Genomic DNA, 17,944 nt, shown 5'->3' with positions numbered 1-17,944 from the left:
GTCGCCTGCGGCCGCGATGTCGGGACGCCGCCGCCCGGTCCATCGATCGAATAGCGGGTCCCACCCTGCGTGGTCTGCCCGGTGCCCTGTGCGAGCACCGGCGCGGCCGTGGCGACGGCCAGCGCCGCTGTTGTGACAAGGCCGGCCAGCTTCATGTCGATGCCTCGATGGGTAAGATCGGGATCAACCGTTCATGCCCGCAATCGTTCCGGCGCGCCGGTGCAGCGCTGCTGCGATCTCCATCACCCCACACGAAAAGTGGCGCGGCGAAATGTCTCGCCGCGCGCCATCTTCAATCAATAAGGCCAATTCAGAAGTTCAGGCGCCGACCTGCGCAATGGCGGCCCAGTGGTCGGGGTTCGCCGGGGTCTGCATCCTGACCCAGCGATAATGCGCCTGCGACCAGGTGCGGATCTGCGCGTTCAGATTGTCGAGCACGACATCGCCGCCCTCGACGCGGACCACCAGCACGAGATGATGCTCGCCCCAGGACGTCACCACCTCGCTCAGCAACAGATTGCGCATCGGCCAGCCGCGCGCCAAGAGTTCATGGCGCTTGCTGACCGCATAGTCGTTGCAATCGCCGCGCGCCGGGTTGATCAGCCATTCCTCGCCGGCGAGGCCGCGTTCGTTGCGCTGTGGCGCGATGCTGCGGTTGACCGAGGCGTTGACCTCGATCAGGTCGGCGATGCGCTGCCTGGTCAGACGGGTGGCGCCACCGCGAAACACCATGCGGGCGCGGGCCTTCGGCTTGCATTCGTCGACGTAGCGCATGCAGAACATGGTGTAGGCCATCGGCGCCAGCGTCGGTTCGCTGAAGCGGATCTTCTCGACCACACCGCGCAGCGGCAGCGGGAAGCCGATCATTCCAGCCTGGGTGTTCTGCGCGCTTGTCCCGAGCGCGACGATGGCCAGAAACAAGGCCATCACTCGATTGACGCTGTACATTCTTCACTCCCCACAGTGACGGGAAGCATCTACGGGAAATGTCTTGAGTTAAGGCTCAGGCGCGCGGCGGCATTTACTTCAAATGCTCGGATGCGCGCGAGCGGTCCGTTAACCAAGCAAGGTTCCCCGCACCGGCGAGCTTTTCGGTGCCGAATGATAACGCGCGCGAGGGTCAACAGATCGCGGCTTTATTGTCTTTTTGGGCTTTTTTCCCGCGGTTTCTGCGGACGTCGCCGTCACACACAGGATTGGATGCGGTGCGGGATTTCTTGTTCCCATGCGGGCATGGTTAGCCTGACGTGAAGGCAGCCCGCGCGTTCTGTTAAATCGATACGCGTTGCCTGGGCGCGATCCCGCACCAGCTCATGACGAGATCGGCGAGCATCTTGATCTCGAGATCTGCGGGCGTACCGCCGGCGAAATCGGCCACCGATTGTCCCAGCGCGACGGCGCGAACATAGGCCGAGCGGCTTCCGATCATCGGCCCGATCTCTTCGTCGAGCGTATCCAGCTCCTCGATCAGCTGCTGGCCTTCGAGCGTGCGCTGGTCGACGCGGTTCGGCACGATCATCGCACGGAGCGCCGTTCGCCGCGCTGCGCGCACCTCCCGCACGATGTCGATCGTCCGCGCGGTGGCCTCGATATCGAGCCCGGACGGCGTGCACGGCATCAGCACGATATTGGCGACCGCCAGCACGGCGCCCAGCACCCGATCGTTAGGCGCGGAGTCCACGACGATGATCTGATGCGGAATCTGGCGCATCAGCTTGGCCCATTCGGCCACGGGGCGGGTTTCCGGATCAAGCTGGTAGACGGGGAACGTCAGATTGCCGGGCTCGGCCCAGTGACAGGCGGACGCCTGCGAGTCGGCGTCGACCAGCCCCACAACGCCCGTGCGCCGGTCCAGTTCTGCGGCCAGCAGGACCGCAAGAGTCGTCTTTCCGACCCCGCCCTTGCGCTGGGCAACCGAGATGACAAGCGGCATCGCAAACTCCTGGCGTTATCCCCCGTTACGTGCGCGGGAGGACACCTTCATCGACGAGAGTCAGCATCCGGGGCAGACAGACCCGCTTTGCGTCGTAATTGTCCCTCACGAAGCTCCTCGCCTTCATCCGCATCTTCTTGAAGGCCTTGGGCCGTGTCAGCACCGAGATTACCTGATCCGACAGCGCGTCAATATCAAAAAACGGCGCCAGCAGGCCGTTGCCGTCCGAGATGATGTCGCGAAGCGGCGCCGTGTCGGACGCCACCACCGCACATCCCGCGCTCATGGCTTCCAGCAGCGACCATGACAGCACGAACGGATAGGTCAGATAGACGTGCACCGAGGAAATCTGCAGCAGTTCGAGATATTGTCCCCGGGGAATCCGGCCGAGGAAATGCACGCGGCGAAGGTCGATGTCCGATCTGATCTCGTCGAGGAACATCGACTGCCAGCTCGAACCCTCCGGCGGATTCGCTCCGTAGGATGTCCCGCTGCCGCCGACGATCACAACCTGCGCATTCGGCCGCGCAGCCATGATCCTCGGCAGGGATCGCATGAAGATGTGGAAGCCACGCACCGGCTCCAGATTGCGCGAGACGTAGGTGATCACTTCGTCGTCTGCCGACAACGTCGCGCCGTTCGGAAGCTGAAACCGCGCGACCGGATTGGGCTTCACCTCGTCGGTGTCCACGCCCTCGTGGATGACCTCGATCTTGCTCTGGAATTCACGCGGAAAGGTCGACCTCTGCCACGGCGTCGGCGAAACGCCGGTATCGCATTCCGTGAGCGCCAGCAGCGTGGTCGCATTCTTCAGATGGAGCGCGACATTGCCGTCGAGGCCCGTCATGGGAAACTCGGGATCGAAGCCGACGTCCCGGCCCTCTGATCCGTAATAGAATTCGCAATAGAGGATGATCCGCGCGCGCGGAAACATCGTGCGCAGCGGCAGCGTCTCGCCCCAACCGGGATGCGCGAAGATCAGGTCGGGCACGAAGCCCTGCCCCGACAGCGACGACAGCGCATACAGCACCTCTTCAGCACGGCGCGCTTCGACATCGAAGCGGCGGGCGAACGGATGCACCAGCGCGGAGTCCGACTTGGTCGTCGAATATTTGAGCAGCCGGATATCCCGCGTCGTGCTCGCGGTCGACGAACCAACCGCAACGACCTTGTTTCCGGGCTGCTCCGCGAGCGCACGCGCAATGTGGCGGTACTGGGCCGGAAAGTTATTGTGGACGAAGAGGACATTCATTGGCGGGCGGGCGCGCCCCCCGGCCGCGCGGTCTTCGATTGGGGTCAGGGTTTGCATCATGACCGGCAGGGTGTCTTCGATCTGCACGTGTGAAACTATCTCACCGGATTAACATTAAGCCCCCTTCTATCACACAGATTTTTGGGGCACACTGTGTGAGAGACATATCGATCCATTCCGTTAGGCTCGCAGGCGACGATGAACGAACAGATTCAGCAGAAAACCATTGACCTGGCACGGGGTCTTTTCCTGGTTCGGTACAATGGCGCGGAAGATAAGACATCACCTCCGGTGGTGCGCGTTTATGCAGATCGCGCCAGCCTTAACAATTGTAATATCATTACCGGACCCGACGTGGTCAATGGAACCCTGTTTGCGCCCGAAAGCGCGCTGGTCGTGTCGGTCGCGCGGCCAAGCCGCCTGATCGTCGAGGTCACGGCGGGGCGCGCCGGCGGATCGACTGCCGCCAATATCAAGATCGAGCCGCTGACCCAGGGCCATCAGGCCCAGGGCCAGCAGGCGCAAGGCCAGCAGTTCCAGGGGCAGCAGCCCAAGGGGCAGCCGGCCAGCCAGCCATTCGATACGTTCGAGGCTGACGCGGGCCTCGATGGGGCAGGTGTTGGCGAGTCGAGCGACCTCAAGCTGCTCGCTCATGTCGCGGGTCTGGGCGATGTGACGGTCGGTACGAATACCTGGATTGCCGGACCGTCCGCTCCGGCCCGAATCGAGGGGATTTCCCTCGAATGGCCGAACAAGCCACACGACCTCGACCTGCAATATGCGGTCAAGTTCGCCAGGCCGCAGCGGGGCGACAACCAGTTCGTTCCGCTCGGAACCTTTGCCGGAACCAGGGGACGCGCTTTGGCCATCACAGGGTTCTCGCTGGAAGCCACAGGCCCCAGCGTCGATCGCTATGTCATTTCGGCCGAGACGATATTCCTTGGGGCGCCCGCCCTGCGGGTCACCGGGAACCGGATCGTGGTGTCGGGCCCGTCAGGCCGGGAACCATTGGTGGGCCTCAAGCTCAACCTCGAAGAACGCCGCGTGCAGGCAGCGCCCCTCGCGCCTCAGCACCCGAGGCGCGCTGAACCCGTCAATCCGGCGCCGCGCCTGGACGGAGCGCGCCTCGAGGGGCGAGTGCGCGTGTTCCGGAGCCGGCAGAGCGCCGTAAAGACGACGGGCTGACTACGGCCAGATAAGGTCGACATTTGACCGCCGACGCGCGCAGGATCGCCTTTACGTCCAAAACGCTCCATCACATCGATCTCGAGCGAGCCGCCGTCGGCGCGCTCGAGGCGCGTGACTTTCGTCGGGCGTTCGCGCTCGCCGACCGCCGCTGCCGGATTCTGCCGCCTCCGGGTGCCCGCGCCCACCTGTTGCGCGCGGAAGCGCTGTTTCACCTCGATCTCAGGGACGCCGCCCTCGCGAGCGTGGCCAAGGCGATCGAGCTCGAACCGGATGACCTGGTCGCGGCGCGGCGAATGATGGCCTGGGGTGACGGCCCTCAGCAGATCGAAGCGGCACGAAGCGTGGCGCGACGCGACGACGATCCGGATTCGGTCAGGAGCGCCCTCCTGCTGCTCGAACAGAGCGGTCAGGACAGCTGCGCCCGTGTCGACTTCCTGGATGAAGAGGTGAAGGGATGGGCGACGTGGCGGGGGGCCGATGACCTGCACCTTTCGCTGGCGCAGGCCGATCAATCCAGCACGATCCAGCTTCCTGGCGATCCCCGCCACGGCTTCGCGCTCGATGGACGACGCGCCGCGAGCTTCCGTCTGATACGGCCGGCATCCGCGACCTCGCAACGCCTCGAGATCACGCAGGCAGGCCGGATCATCGCGAGCATTCAACTGCCGGCCAATCGTGCTCCGGATCGCCGGAGCGCATCACAACGGCCGGCTCGCGCTCGAAACGGCGAAACTCCCCCGCTCACCGTCATCATCCCGGTCTATCGGGATCTGGTCGCAACGCGCGCCTGCATCGAGAGCGCATTGACGGCCGTCGCCTGCACGCCCGGCTCGACCATCCTGGTCGTGGACGATGCGTCGCCCGAGCCCGACATCAAGCGCCTGCTCGGCGAGTTGGCGGCAGCGCTCCGCATCCGGCTGCTGACCAACGAGCACAATCTCGGCTTTGTCGGCGCGGTCAACCGGGCGCTTGGTGCGACGGGCGCCGGCGACGTCGTGCTGCTGAACTCGGACACGATCGTACCGAAATATGCGCTGCAACGCCTGCGCAGCGCCGTGCAATCGACACCACGCGTGGGCACGGCGACCCCGCTCTCGAACAACGGTGAATACACCAGCTTTCCCGTCCCGAACCGTTCAAATCCACTGCCCTCGCCCGGCGAGATAGAATTGCTGGATGAGCTCGCCGGCGCGGCAAATTCAGGGATCGCCATCGACATCCCCAACGGCATCGGGTTTTGCCTCTACATTACCCGCGAATGCCTCGACGCGGTGCGTGAGCTGTCCGACGACTTCTATCGCGGCTATCTCGAAGACGTCGACTTCTGTCTGCGCGCGGCGGAGGCCGGCTTCCGCAACGTTTGCATCCCCTCGGTCTTTGTCGGACACGAGGGCTCGCGCTCCTTCCTCGGCGAGAAGCGTTCGCTGGTGCTGCGCAATCTCCGCGTTCTCGAGCACCGCTACCGGCGGTATGCGACCGAGTGCGCCGCGTTTTTGCTTGCCGATCCGCTCCGCGATTACCGCGCGGCGCTCGAGCTCAAGCTGCTCTCGAACGAACCGCGCGGCGACGGCCCACACGTCATCGTCTGCGGCTCCTCCGTCGGCCGCGAGATCGCCATCAGGCGGTGCAGGCAACTCGCGAAGGAAGATCAACGTGGCCTGGTCGTGCACGTCCGCTCCGAGGGACAACGCCAGCCGGCTGCGATCTTCGATCCGGATGGCGGCGTTCCGCAATCGATCGCACTCGACGTTGCGACCGATGAGGGCCGCGAGGCTTTTCTGACGCTTCTCGCCGATCTCCGAGTCCGATCGCTCGAGATTACAGAGCCGAACCGCCTGCCCGCCGCATGCCTGTCGCTGCTCACGCAGCGTTTCGCCTACGACCTCCTGATCACCGACACCGCACTTGCCACCCGCGCCGCAATTGGATCAGGCAGCGATCCGGACTGGACAGATCTGATCGCGGGGGCTCGACGCATGGCGGCGATCGGTGAAGATGGGGCCGCGTTCTCCGAAGCGGTTCTCGGCCTGCAAGTGGCCAGGCTAGGCGACACGCCCGCACCGCCGACGCGGCATCAGGCAGTGAACGGCCCGGCGCGTCTCGGCCTGCTTGCCCTGCACGCCAGCGTCGCGGAATTCCGCTTCATCAGAGCCTTGAGCGATCACATGGCCGCCGCCGACGAAGACGCCGAGATCATCGTGCTTGGTACCACGCTCGACGATCTCAAGCTGATGCAGCGGACGAATGTCGTGGTCGCCGGCGACATCACCGTCGACGAAATTGCCACGCTCATCGAGGGGCACGGCATCACCAAACTGGTTCTCGACATCGGCGAACCGGCATTCGGGCATCCGCTGGTGGACGCACTGCTGGCAAGCGGGCTGCCGGCCGCTGCGACAGAGTGGATCGCGGCACCATCGCGCTGCCGAACAGCCGACCTGAAACTGCAACCAGGGTCTGACGCCGATGCAACGATTGCGGCCGTGCTCGACTGGGTGGTCGAGGACGTCCTGCTACATCCCGATCGGAGGAACGGTCGGCACCGGCGGCAGGTTGGCGCGCGGCTTCCATGATCGCGGCGGCCACGCAAGCGAAGAGAACGGCGTCGAGTCCAATCCCAGCAGCGGGCTGTAATAGGGATCGTCGAGCAGCACCTCTCCCCACTTCGCGCGCAGCATCGACAGCTCGCGCTTGAAGCGCGCTTTGCGATCCGGCATGGAATCGCGACCTCGGCTGGCCGACTCCAGATGAACCAGCTTCGCGTCCGGCGTGAAGACGATGCGCTTTCCGAGCTGGCGCAGCTTCAGGCACAAATCGATATCGTTGAAACTGATCGGAAAGCGGATCTCGTCCATGCCGCCGACCGCCACGAAATCGCGCTTGCGCATCAAGAGGCATGCTGCCGTCAGCGCCGAACATTCGTGCGCCACCTGGAGAAGATCGCCGTAACCGGGATCGCCATCCATCCGGTCGTTGAAGGCGTGCGCGGCCGAGAAATTGGCCCCCAGCACCACTCCGCCATGCTGCACGACGCTGCTCGGCCAGAGCAGCTTTGCGCCGACGGCTCCGACATCGGGGGCAGCGAGCCGCCATAGCAGCTCCGCCAGCCACCCGTCGTCGAGCGCCTCGACGTCGTTGTTGAGGAAGCAGATGTTCTCGGTGTCGACGCAATCGACCGCGGCGTTGTTGATCAATGCGAAGTTGAAGGGACCTTCGACCGAGATGACGTCGATTTCGTCCGAGGAAAGGCCTTCCAGATAGTCCAGCGCTTCAGGCTCGGTCGAGCTGTTATCGACGACAAGAATCCGGGCGTTCGTCTCGTTCGCGGCCGGCATCACCGTCTCGATGCATCGCTTGAGCAGTTCGGCACGATTTCTGGTCGGGATGATGATGGTGGTGCGCTCGTTCCAATCGACGGCGCGCCTGACCTGAACGGCTGGAAGAAGACCGGCTTTTCGCGGCTCGACACTCACCTCGATACTGGCTCTGGCAAAATAGGCCTTGCTCGCAGCGACGAGTTCGGCGGTTGCAGCCGACGCATCAATCCGCGGCAAAGCCGCAACCGATCCCGGAAGATGATAGGTTCGACCAGGCTCCGCGCAGGACAGGAAGATGTCGTAGAGCGACGTCGCCGATCGCAGCGCTTCCAGGGCACGGTCGCGGCGCACCGCAAAGCAATACGCCCCGTAGCCCTGCTCGAGCGCGCGTTCGAGATCGAATGCCGAAAACGCCAGCGGCCAGACCGCGCCGGCGCCCGCCGGGACCTCGACGTCGCCATAGACGAGATCGCAGTCCGGTTCGGACGCGAAGAGGTCGGCAAAGCGCAGCAGGGCATCTTCCGCGAGGATCGTCCCGCTCAGGCAGAAGACAAAGAATTCGCTGTCGGCGGCATCGCCATCGACGAACTCGCGCGCCGCCTTGGGATCGAACTGACTGAACCCCTGCGTCGGCAGGCACACCGCCGACCAGGCCGGGTGCCGCTGGGCTTCGAGGCTTTCAATGCTTTCGTCCACCCTGACGTCGCCGATCAGGACGACAGCTGCCTCCGATCGAACATCGGACTGGATCGTCGGCGAAAAGCGCTCTTTCCAGCTGCGATAGGCGTGAAACGGCATCGAGGCCGGCAGCACCCGGTCGAACAGCTGTCCGCGAAGACGCTCGCTTTCCCAGCGCCCGAGATCGGCGAGCGTTTGCTCCAGTCCGCGATCGAAAGCGACGAATGCAACCGGCTCTGCGGTCAGGCTTCGTCCCGAAATCGTCCGCGCGGAAAGTCCGCGCATGCGACCATCCGCAAAATGCTCGGGCAGATGAAAATCGATCCGGCGGCCGATGCCGAACTCGCCTCCCCGCGCAACGTTGGTCCACCCGGTCGGCTTCACGGTCATCACCGGCCGCTCCGCGATCAGGATCTCGATGTCTTCGTCGATGTCCTGAGAAAGCCAGCCCTCGAAGCGTAAACCTCCGACCCATTCGATATCGCCGATCCGGTGCCACCGCGCTTGCTGTGCAGCGACATCGCAACGAATCGGAACGCCGACGGGATCTCCGATATTTGCCAGTCTTGCCTCGATGATCCCAGCATCCGAGGCGACCTGGTCCTGCACGTTGAAGGTAAAGCCAAATCGACCGTCGCCGATCCCGGCGTCGGCGAGATCTGTTACAAACTCGTCACATAATGATGACATGTATGGCTCGCCGTCGACGAGCAGCTCGACGGTGTAGCGTCGGCCGAGATCGGCGCGATCATAGACAAATCCAGAAAACGTTGTGCGATCGTATCTGGAGAATTGCGTTCGTAACGACGCGTGTTCAGCTCCTGAGGGCCTCTGCTTGCCAATCGTCATCGTACTCATGTCCACCCCTCAAACGGCGGCCCGATTGTCAGTCGATTTCAAGTTGAGAATGTGTCCACGGCGTGCCCAAGGTGATCAGCACGCACTCAACTGCACTGAGGCAATCACCGTTTGCACAAAAAGCCGCCGAGCTCCAACACAAACTGTACGTTATAAAACTTGGCGTTATCGGCGCCAATTGTGCTAGTGCTAACTCCTCCTCTCCACACTGATCGACGAGCGGATTCATGAAGATTGCAATGGTTGGAACGGGATATGTAGGTCTCGTCTCAGGAGCTTGTTTTGCCGATTTCGGCCATCAGGTCGTTTGCGTCGACAAGGACGCCGGCAAGATCGAAGCCCTGAAACGCGGCAAGATCCCGATCTACGAAACTGACCTCGATAAGCTCGTCGAGACCAATACCGGCGCCGGGCGGCTGACCTTCACCACCGAGCTCGCAGGAGCCATCGGAGACGCCGATGCCGTGTTCATCGCGGTCGGAACACCCTCGCGGCGCGGCGACGGCCATGCGGATCTGAGCTACGTCTATGCTGCCGCCAAGGAGATCGGCGCAGCGCTCAAGAAGTTCACCGTGGTGGTGACGAAGTCGACCGTGCCCGTGGGCACCGGCGACGAGGTTGAACGCCTGATCCGCGAGACCAATCCGGACGCCGATTTCGCCGTGGCTTCGAACCCCGAATTCCTGCGCGAAGGCGCCGCGATCCAGGATTTCCGCCATCCCGACCGGATCGTCGTCGGCACCGAAGACGAGCGGGCCAAGCGGGTGATGGGCGAAGTCTATCGCCCGCTCTATTTGAACCAGGCACCGATCCTCTATACCGCGCGACGTACGGCGGAATTGATCAAATACGCCGCGAATGCCTTCCTCGCCACCAAGATCACCTTCATCAACGAGATCGCCGATCTCTCCGAGAAGGTCGGGGCCAACGTGCAGGAAGTCGCGCGCGGCATCGGGCTCGACAACCGGATCGGGACCAAGTTCCTGCATGCCGGCGCGGGCTATGGCGGCTCGTGCTTCCCGAAGGACACCCGTGCACTGTTCAAGACGGCGCTCGATCACGACGTCCAGCTGAAGATCGTCGAAGCGACGCTGACCGCCAACGACAACCGCAAGCGCGCGATGGCGCGCAAGGTCGCCAACGTGCTCGGCGGCGAGCTGCGCGGCAAGACGATCGGCGTGCTTGGCCTGACCTTCAAGCCCGATACCGACGACATGCGCGAGGCGCCCTCGATCCCGCTGATCAACGGCCTGATCGACTTCGGCGCCAAGGTTCGCGCCTACGATCCGATCGGCATGGAGCAGGCCCGCAAGGAATTGCCCGAGATTGACTACTGCAAGGATGCGTATGAGTGCGCGCACCAGGCCGATGCGCTTGTCATCGTGACCGAGTGGCGCCAGTTCCGCGCGCTCGATCTCAAGCGCATCAAGCAGGAGATGAAGCATCCGGTCGTCGTCGACCTGCGCAACATCTACCGCCCGGACGAGATGGCCGCGCACGGCTTCACCTACGACAGCATCGGCCGGCCGCGCTGAGCGGCCGCAACTGACCGGCGACGATCGCTCCAGCTCAATCTCTAGGCCCCGTTTCAATCGAAACGGGGCCTAGATTTTTGTCTGACGCGTCGTCTTCAGGCGCGCCGATACCCTGCTCGCTCCAACATAACCTACGCGTGGGCGGGCGTGCCGAGCTGGACGAATGCATCGAGCTCGCGCGCGAGCGCTTCCTGCCAGGTCGGCATCGCCACGCCGAACTGGGCCTTCAACCGCGACAGATCAAGCCGCGAGTTGCCCGGTCGCACCGCCTTGGTGGGGAAATCGGCCGTTGCAATCGGAACGATGTCGTCGACCGCCAGCGTGACGCCACGAGACCGCAGCCCGCCGACAATGGCCGTGGCAAAACCGTGCCAGCTGGTTTCGCCGGCGCAAACCAGATTGACGACACCGCCCCTGCGCGCGAGCTGATCGTGCAACGCGGTGAGGTTCGGCAGTACGATGCCGGCGACAGCGCTGGCGATCGCCTGTGCCGTCGTCGGCGCACCGATCTGGTCGGCCACGATCCGCAGCTCCTTCCGCTCGCCGGCGAGCCGCGCGATGGTGCGCAGGAAATTGGTGCCCTTTGCCGCGTAGACCCATGAGGTGCGCACGATCAGATGCGCCCCGCCCGCCGCCTGAACCGCGACATCGCCGGCCAGCTTGCTGGCGCCGTAGGCCGACAACGGTTCGGTTGCGCTATCCTCGCGCCACGGCACCTCGCCTGAACCATTGAACACGTAGTCCGTGGAGAAATGCACCAGCGGCACATGGTTCGTCGCGGCCCATTTGGCGAGCGCTTCCGGTCCCTTCGCGTTGACCAGGAACGCCTGCTCGCGCTCGTCCTCGGCGCGATCCACCGCGGTATAGGCGGCCGGATTGATGATGAGGTCGGGCTTCAGACTGTCGAGCTGGCCCGTCAGCAGCTCCGGCTTCGACAGATCGAACTCCGCCGTCGGCGGCGCGACGATAGTGCCGTGGCTTTCCAGCAGCGGCTTGAGTGCGCCGCCAACCTGGCCGCGCGTTCCCGTCAACAAGATCCGCATCAGATTTGTCCATAGGTCGGAAGGTTGCTGGCATCGGCGAGCAGCGGCGCGTCGGCGTCTTTCGCCGACAGCTGCGGCTTATCGACACCCCATTTGATCCCGATCGCCGGATCATTCCAGCGGATCGAGAGCTCGTCCTTGGGGCTGTAAAAGTCGTCGCATTTGTAGAAGAAGTCGGCCGTCTCCGAGAGCACGACGAAGCCGTGGGCGAAGCCGCGCGGCACCCATAATTGCCGGCGGTTGTCCTCGCTCAATTCCACCGCGACGTGCCTGCCGAAATTCGGGCTGCCGACACGCACGTCGACGGCGACGTCCAGCACCTTGCCGCGCAGCACCGTCACGAGCTTGCCCTGGGTGAGCGGGTTTTGCAGATGCAGTCCGCGCAACACGCCGTAGGCCGAGCGGGACATGTTGTCCTGCACGAAGGGCCGCGCGATGCCGTGCTCGACATAGCGGGGCGACTGGTAGGTCTCGAGGAAGAAGCCGCGCTGGTCGCCGAACAGCTTCGGCTCGACGATCAGAACTTCAGGAAGCTCGGTCTTGATGACGTTCATTTAACATTTGTTCCAGTTTGACGCGCCATAAATGTTAATTTCTCCCTCATAACAAACTTGTGCGGCGCACGCTATATGTTATGTTTTGATAGTCAAATTGTGAGGGACCATGAAAGGCATTATCCTTGCCGGTGGCACCGGCTCGCGCCTCTATCCGGTGACCACCGTCGTCTCCAAGCAGCTGCTGCCTGTGTTCGACAAGCCGATGATCTACTATCCGCTGTCGACGCTGATGCTCGGTGGAATCCGCGATATCCTGATCATCTCCACGCCGCAGGACAAGCCGCTGTTCCAGCGCCTGCTCGGCGACGGCAGCGAGATGGGTGTCCGGTTCGCCTATGCCACGCAGGAAACCCCGCGGGGTCTGGCCGACGCCTTCATCGTCGGACGCGAGTTCATCGGTGATGACTCCGTTGCCCTTGTGTTAGGCGATAACATTTTCTACGGCCACGGCCTGCCGAGCATGCTGTCGGCCGCCTCGGTGCGCAGGAAGGGCGCCACCGTGTTCGGCTACGTCGTGAACGCGCCCGAACAGTACGGCGTGATCGAGCTCGACGGCACCGGGCGGGCGCTGTCGATCGAGGAGAAGCCGAAACGGCCGAAGTCCAACGTCGCCGTTACCGGCCTCTATTTCTACGACAACGACGTGGTCGACATCGCCGCCGGCATCAGGCCGTCCCCGCGCGGTGAGATCGAGATCACCGACGTGAACAAGGCCTATCTCGAGCGCGGCGACCTCTATGTCGAAGTGCTCGGCCGCGGCTTTGCCTGGCTCGACACCGGCACCCACTCCTCGCTGGTCGAGGCCAGCCATTTCGTCCAGATCCTCGAGCAGCGCCAGGGCCTGCGCATCGCCTGTCCCGAGGAGATCGCGCTCCGCCAGGGTTACATCTCGCTCGAAGCCTTCGCGAAGGTGGCGCAGAAGACCGCCAAGAGCAGCTACGGCGAGTATCTGCTGTCGGTCTACCGCTCATTCCAGGGCCAGCCCCGCACGGCGGAGGTATTCAAACATGCGGTTTAAGGGATCGACGATCTTCGTCACCGGCGGGGCGGGTTTCATCGGCTCCGCCGTGGTCCGTCATTTGCTGCGAGACACCCACGCCCGCGTCGTCAACATCGACAAGCTGACCTACGCGGCGAACCTGGCGTCGCTGCCCGGCTCGACCGAGAGCCTGAACTATACGTTCGAAAAGGCCTGCATCTGCGAGGCCCAGGTTCTGCGCCGGCTGTTCGAGAAGTATCAGCCCGATGCGGTGATGAACCTGGCCGCAGAGAGCCATGTCGACCGCTCGATCGACGGCCCCGGCGAATTCATCCAGACCAACATCGTCGGCACCTTCACGATCCTGCAGGAGACGTTGCGTCACTGGCGCGGGCTCTCGCCCGAGAAGCGCGACCAGTTCCGCTTCCTGCATATCTCGACCGACGAGGTGTTCGGTTCGCTCGGCGACGAGGGGCTGTTCACCGAGACCACGGCCTATGCGCCGAACTCGCCCTATTCGGCCAGCAAGGCATCATCAGATCATCTGGTGCGCGCATGGCGCGAGACCTACGAGCTGCCGACCTTGGTGACCAACTGCTCGAACAATTACGGCCCCTATCATTTCCCGGAAAAGCTGATCCCGCACATGATCATCAAGGGGCTCGCCGGCGAGCCGCTGCCGGTTTATGGCGACGGCCAGAACGTCCGTGACTGGCTATTCGTCGAGGACCACGCCAAGGCGCTGACGCTGGTGCTGGAGCGCGGCGAGGTCGGCGAGACCTACAATGTCGGCGGCCGCAACGAACGCACCAACCTGCACGTCGTGGAAAGCATCTGCGACCTGCTCGACGAGGTCGTGCCGGCAGTGGCAGGCCCGCGGCGCCAGCTGATCAACTTCGTCGCCGACCGTCCCGGCCACGACCGTCGCTACGCCATCGACGCCACCAAGCTCGAAACCGAGCTCGGCTGGCGCGCCGAGGAGAATTTCGAGACCGGCATCGCCAAGACGGTGCGCTGGTATGTCGACGAGCAACCCTGGTGGCGCGCGATCCTGGAGCGCGGCTACAAGGTGGAGCGCGTCGGGCTGAACCAATAACCGCCGATCTCTCCAGATCGCCGGCGTGGCTAGTCAACAGGAGAACGAGAAGCGCGATGACGATTCAACCGGATCTCATCGCGACCTGACGAGCCGCGACCGCCTTCCGACGGTGGATTGGCATCCACCAACCAGACAGCAAATCGAGAAACCACGGGGTCCCGCCATGAAAATCGCAATGGACGCTCAGGAATTGACACTGTTCAAGAGCTTCCTGGATCTCTCGACGCGCTTCCTTGAATTTGGCTCGGGAGGAAGCACCTGGCTCGCGTGTCAGACCAAGAAGGACTGGGTCATCTCGATCGATTCCTCCCTGGAATGGCTCAACAATGTCGGCGACGCCACGCGTGATGCGAGCACCAGGCCGCAGCTGCTGCATGTCGATATCGGCAAGCTGCGCGAATGGGGCTATCCGATCGAGAAGGAAAAGGAGAGCTCCTGGCCCGACTATCACGAGCGCATCTGGGAGCGTCCGGAAGCCAAGACCGCCGACCTGTATTTCGTTGACGGCCGGTTTCGCGTGGCGTGCTTCGTGCAGTGCGTGCTTCACGGCGCGCCGGGCGCCTTCATCGCGATCCACGACTTCGAGAACCGTCCCCACTACCATTCGGTGCGGACGGTCGCGCGCGAAATCGCGCGCGCCAATAACATGTCGGTCTTCCAGAGGCCGGCAAGGATCGACGTCGATGCGGCACAAGCCCTGCTCGCGAAATACCGACTGGAGCCGCTGTAGCTGACCGGAGCCTCTGTAGCCGGTCGCGACAGTCAACGATCACGTCAATGCACGAAACAAGAAGGGCGCGCCGATTGGCGCGCCCCTGTTATTTTTCCCGGATTCAGCCCTGGACCAGCTTCTTCAGGTCGGGAAGAAACCGCTGAATCGTCGCGTCTTCCAGATCGTTGCGATCGCGCAGCGTGAAGAACTCCATCGCCCGGATCTTTTCAGGATCTCCATCGGCCAGCGGCCGGCCGCGCTCGCGCTTCTTCAGCAATTGCTGCCGTGACTTCGTGTAGTAGTGGTTGATCACGAGCTTGTTGCGCTTGGGAGCCGTGCAGCGTCCGCCGATCGGGAAAACCGGCGTGCCGTCTTCCGCGACGTAGCAGCCCAGAACAAGCGATTGGTGGGGATGCAGATAGGACACGATGGTGTCCGGCCGCACGATCGACTTCATGATGAAATGATCGGGGAAGTCGTCCGGAGCGCGACGCGTGAAGGACTCGATGCACAGGCCGGCCGGCCTCGCATCGTGACCGTTCGACCCGAAGTTCAGCCAATGCACCGCCACCGCCGGCGCGGGCCCGACCTCGGCCAGAACGTCCTTGATGCTGCCGGCCTCGGTCGGAAACAGATACTCATCGGCGTCGATGAAGGCGCACCATTCCGTACAATTGCGATAGCTGTCGATCGCATGCGAGAAGGCGCGCATCTGGCCGAATTCCCCCTCCACGAAATGATAGGTGATCATTTCGGGCCACGGGAAGGACTCGATCACGGCACGCGTGTCGTCGGTGCTGCCGTTGTCGTAGAGGTAGAAGTGATCAACCCCTACCAGCCTGTGAAAGTGCAGCCATTCCAGGAGATCGTCGCCCTCGTTCTTGACGGCGCAGACGACGGCCAGGCCGTGCTTCTTCCGGTCGACCCCGGCATAAAGTTTCTTCGCCTCCATCACGCGGAGGAGGCCGGCGAACTCCCGGCGCAGATTTTCGCTTTGCGGAGCCGCAACGAGCGCGGAAAGATAGACGTCCTGCGCTTCATCCGCGGCTCCCATGTTGAGATCCGCGATTGCAAGGCGATGCAGTACCCGCGAGTCCGACGGCAGCTCATTGACGAGGTCGAGCAGGATTGCGCGCGCTCCGGCGAAATCACAGGCCTGCACAAGCGCCGCCGCCTTGGCAAACTGGAATTCCTTATAATCACCGAATTGCTGCTCCAACTGCTCGACCGATTGGATGAGCTCGTCGGGTTTCGGATTTGCGATCCGCCCGGAAAAGAAATCTCGAAGCCGTGTCTCGATCTCACTTGCTGGAAGCGTATCGAGATTCACGCCTGAGCTGAAACTAGACAGTGCCGGAATTTCCATGTCCAACCTGAGCCGCTCCCCACAAGATCAACAAGCAATTGCCATTGGTTTGCACCACGAATTCCCTGTTAGCGCACTTATCCTACAAGAATAAGGCTATAACACGCAGCGCTCACATTTAACTGTTGTAAGGTTATTTCGAGGGAAATCAATATAGTACAGCGCTCGATGTCATTTGCATGAAGCCGTCGCACAGGATGGGAACGATCGGAGATCGCCAATGGACAATGGAAACGAAGCAGTCCGTAAGCCGTTCGCGCTTACAAGAAGGATGCTTTTGGCATCGTTATCAGCAAGCCTCCTGCCCGGCTCGCTCAGCTTCCTGGGTTCCGGCGATCCTGCTGTGGCCGCGACGCCATCCAGACCTCTCGTCGGCGCCATTCGATGGGATGCGTGGTACGCGCCGGGCTCGCAGCCGACGGAAGCGATGAAGCAATCGCTCGGTCCCGACAAATATCGTTGGCGGACTCCCTTCTTCGGGACGCCGGCCAATCCCAACGCGCTTGATTTTTCGGCTTCGATCCAGGCCGAGATCGACAAGGAGATCGATCAGGCCATTTTTGCCGGGCTGGACTATTGGGCATTTGCCGGCTACGGGGCAAACCACCCGATGTCGAAAGCGCTGTACGCGTTCAGGGCCAGCCCAAAGGCGGCTGGAATGAAGTACTGCATGTTCACCGAGCTCGGCCGATGGGGATCGGCAGCCAAGCTCTCGTCGCTGCCTAAGGAGCACATCGGCCTCATGGCCGACAAGAACTACCTGAGGGTGGAGGGCGATCGGCCGCTTTACTTCCTGGGCTTCATCAGTAGCGCGGAAGTGAACCGTAGCTGGGGCGGCGTGCAAGGTCTGCGAACCCAACTGAACAGGTTCAGATCCGATGCGAATGCAGCAGGACTCGCGGATCCCTACATCGTGCTGGCGGGAGAGACGAAATTCCTGAGCCAGGAAGCGGCCAATATGGGCGCCGACGCGGTCGGGTCGTATGCGATTACGACGGGCAACGGCCGAGGCAGCTTTACCGATCTCGCGAAATATGCCGAGAAAGGCTGGAATGATCTCGCCGCCAGCCAGCTCCCCGTCGTGCCCACGGTGATGACAGGATGGGACCGGCGGCCCCGCATCGAACGTCCGGTGCCCTGGGAGACCAAGCAGCGTCCGGGCGATGGGATCAACAATTTCTATGCGGCGCCGACGAAGAAGGAATTGGCCGGTCATCTCGCGCAATCGATCAGTTGGGTGAACAGTCGTCCAGCGGAGAGCCGGGCCCCTGCGGTGTTGATCTACGCCTGGAACGAGAATGACGAGGGCGGCTGGCTGGTCCCCACCTTTCCTTGTCAAACCGATCGCCTCGAAGCGTTGCGTGAGGTTCTCAAGGCGACGGCCCGGGCAGCGTCGAAGAACCTCTGCTAGATCGTTTCCGAGAGAA

Annotated in this window: 14 protein-coding genes; 7 read left to right on the top strand and 7 right to left on the bottom strand. The window is 62.9% G+C overall.

Features of this window, described 5'->3' with window-relative positions:
• Nucleotides 1–318 precede the first annotated feature (318 nt).
• The 3 genes from H8A95_RS14895 to H8A95_RS14885 all read right to left on the bottom strand — a co-directional run bounded on the left by H8A95_RS14895 (nt 319) and on the right by H8A95_RS14885 (nt 3,185).
• Nucleotides 319–948, bottom strand: a complete 630-nt coding sequence (locus H8A95_RS14895; protein ID WP_229183814.1) for a transglutaminase-like cysteine peptidase — start codon at nt 946–948, stop codon at nt 319–321.
• Between the two features lie 322 nt (nt 949–1,270).
• Nucleotides 1,271–1,933, bottom strand: coding sequence for a ParA family protein (locus tag H8A95_RS14890; protein ID WP_229183813.1), 663 nt, complete (start codon nt 1,931–1,933; stop codon nt 1,271–1,273).
• Between the two features lie 25 nt (nt 1,934–1,958).
• Nucleotides 1,959–3,185 (bottom strand): glycosyltransferase family 4 protein, encoded by a 1,227-nt coding sequence (locus tag H8A95_RS14885; RefSeq protein WP_229183812.1) that lies wholly within the window; start codon nt 3,183–3,185, stop codon nt 1,959–1,961.
• A 198-nt stretch (nt 3,186–3,383) separates the two neighbouring features.
• Between H8A95_RS14885 and H8A95_RS14880 the strand changes: the two genes are divergently transcribed.
• Nucleotides 3,384–4,370, top strand: a complete 987-nt coding sequence (locus tag H8A95_RS14880; protein ID WP_229183811.1) for a hypothetical protein — start codon at nt 3,384–3,386, stop codon at nt 4,368–4,370.
• A 23-nt stretch (nt 4,371–4,393) separates the two neighbouring features.
• Nucleotides 4,394–6,946, top strand: coding sequence for a glycosyltransferase family 2 protein (locus H8A95_RS14875; protein WP_229183810.1), 2,553 nt, complete (start codon nt 4,394–4,396; stop codon nt 6,944–6,946).
• Here H8A95_RS14875 and H8A95_RS14870 read toward each other — a convergent pair.
• On the bottom strand, nt 6,887–9,058 hold the full coding sequence (locus tag H8A95_RS14870; RefSeq protein WP_229183809.1) for a glycosyltransferase family 2 protein: 2,172 nt from the start codon (nt 9,056–9,058) through the stop codon (nt 6,887–6,889). The two genes, H8A95_RS14875 and H8A95_RS14870, sit on opposite strands and share 60 nt — an antisense overlap.
• 395 nt (nt 9,059–9,453) lie before the next feature.
• On the opposite strand from H8A95_RS14870, the gene H8A95_RS14865 reads away from it, so the two are divergent.
• Nucleotides 9,454–10,761, top strand: a complete 1,308-nt coding sequence (locus H8A95_RS14865; protein ID WP_229183808.1) for a UDP-glucose dehydrogenase family protein — start codon at nt 9,454–9,456, stop codon at nt 10,759–10,761.
• Nucleotides 10,762–10,892: 131 nt separating this feature from the next.
• Here H8A95_RS14865 and rfbD read toward each other — a convergent pair whose 3' ends face one another.
• Complete coding sequence (gene rfbD / locus H8A95_RS14860; RefSeq protein WP_229183807.1) at nt 10,893–11,804, bottom strand: dTDP-4-dehydrorhamnose reductase; 912 nt, start codon at nt 11,802–11,804, stop codon at nt 10,893–10,895.
• The gene (gene rfbC, locus H8A95_RS14855; protein WP_229183806.1) at nt 11,804–12,358 is read right to left on the bottom strand and encodes a dTDP-4-dehydrorhamnose 3,5-epimerase; all 555 of its coding nucleotides are present in this window, start codon (nt 12,356–12,358) and stop codon (nt 11,804–11,806) included. The genes rfbD and rfbC overlap by 1 nt, the downstream gene beginning before the upstream one ends.
• A gap of 109 nt (nt 12,359–12,467) precedes the next feature.
• Between rfbC and rfbA the strand changes: the two genes are divergently transcribed.
• The 3 genes from rfbA to H8A95_RS14840 all read left to right on the top strand — a co-directional run bounded on the left by rfbA (nt 12,468) and on the right by H8A95_RS14840 (nt 15,169).
• On the top strand, nt 12,468–13,379 hold the full coding sequence (rfbA, locus tag H8A95_RS14850) for a glucose-1-phosphate thymidylyltransferase RfbA (protein WP_229183805.1): 912 nt from the start codon (nt 12,468–12,470) through the stop codon (nt 13,377–13,379).
• A complete protein-coding gene (rfbB, locus tag H8A95_RS14845; protein ID WP_229183804.1) occupies nt 13,369–14,436 on the top strand; it encodes a dTDP-glucose 4,6-dehydratase in 1,068 nt (355 codons plus the stop codon). Before rfbA ends, rfbB begins: the two co-directional genes overlap by 11 nt.
• A 166-nt stretch (nt 14,437–14,602) precedes the next feature.
• Nucleotides 14,603–15,169, top strand: a complete 567-nt coding sequence (locus tag H8A95_RS14840; RefSeq protein WP_229183803.1) for a hypothetical protein — start codon at nt 14,603–14,605, stop codon at nt 15,167–15,169.
• Between the two features lie 103 nt (nt 15,170–15,272).
• On the opposite strand, the gene H8A95_RS14835 is transcribed toward H8A95_RS14840, so the two are convergent.
• Nucleotides 15,273–16,517: a glycosyltransferase family 92 protein gene (locus tag H8A95_RS14835; RefSeq protein WP_229183802.1), complete on the bottom strand. Its 1,245-nt coding sequence runs from the start codon at nt 16,515–16,517 to the stop codon at nt 15,273–15,275.
• A 220-nt stretch (nt 16,518–16,737) separates the two neighbouring features.
• Here H8A95_RS14835 and H8A95_RS14830 point away from each other — a divergent pair, with 220 nt between their 5' ends.
• The gene (locus tag H8A95_RS14830) at nt 16,738–17,928 is read left to right on the top strand and encodes a glycoside hydrolase family 71/99 protein (RefSeq protein ID WP_229183801.1); all 1,191 of its coding nucleotides are present in this window, start codon (nt 16,738–16,740) and stop codon (nt 17,926–17,928) included.
• Nucleotides 17,929–17,944 lie beyond the last annotated feature (16 nt).

The organism is Bradyrhizobium oropedii (genome assembly GCF_020889685.1).
Lineage (GTDB): Bacteria > Pseudomonadota > Alphaproteobacteria > Rhizobiales > Xanthobacteraceae > Bradyrhizobium > Bradyrhizobium oropedii.
The sequence above is the reverse complement of the archived record's forward strand: the minus strand, read 5'-3'. Positions and strand labels throughout refer to the sequence as shown.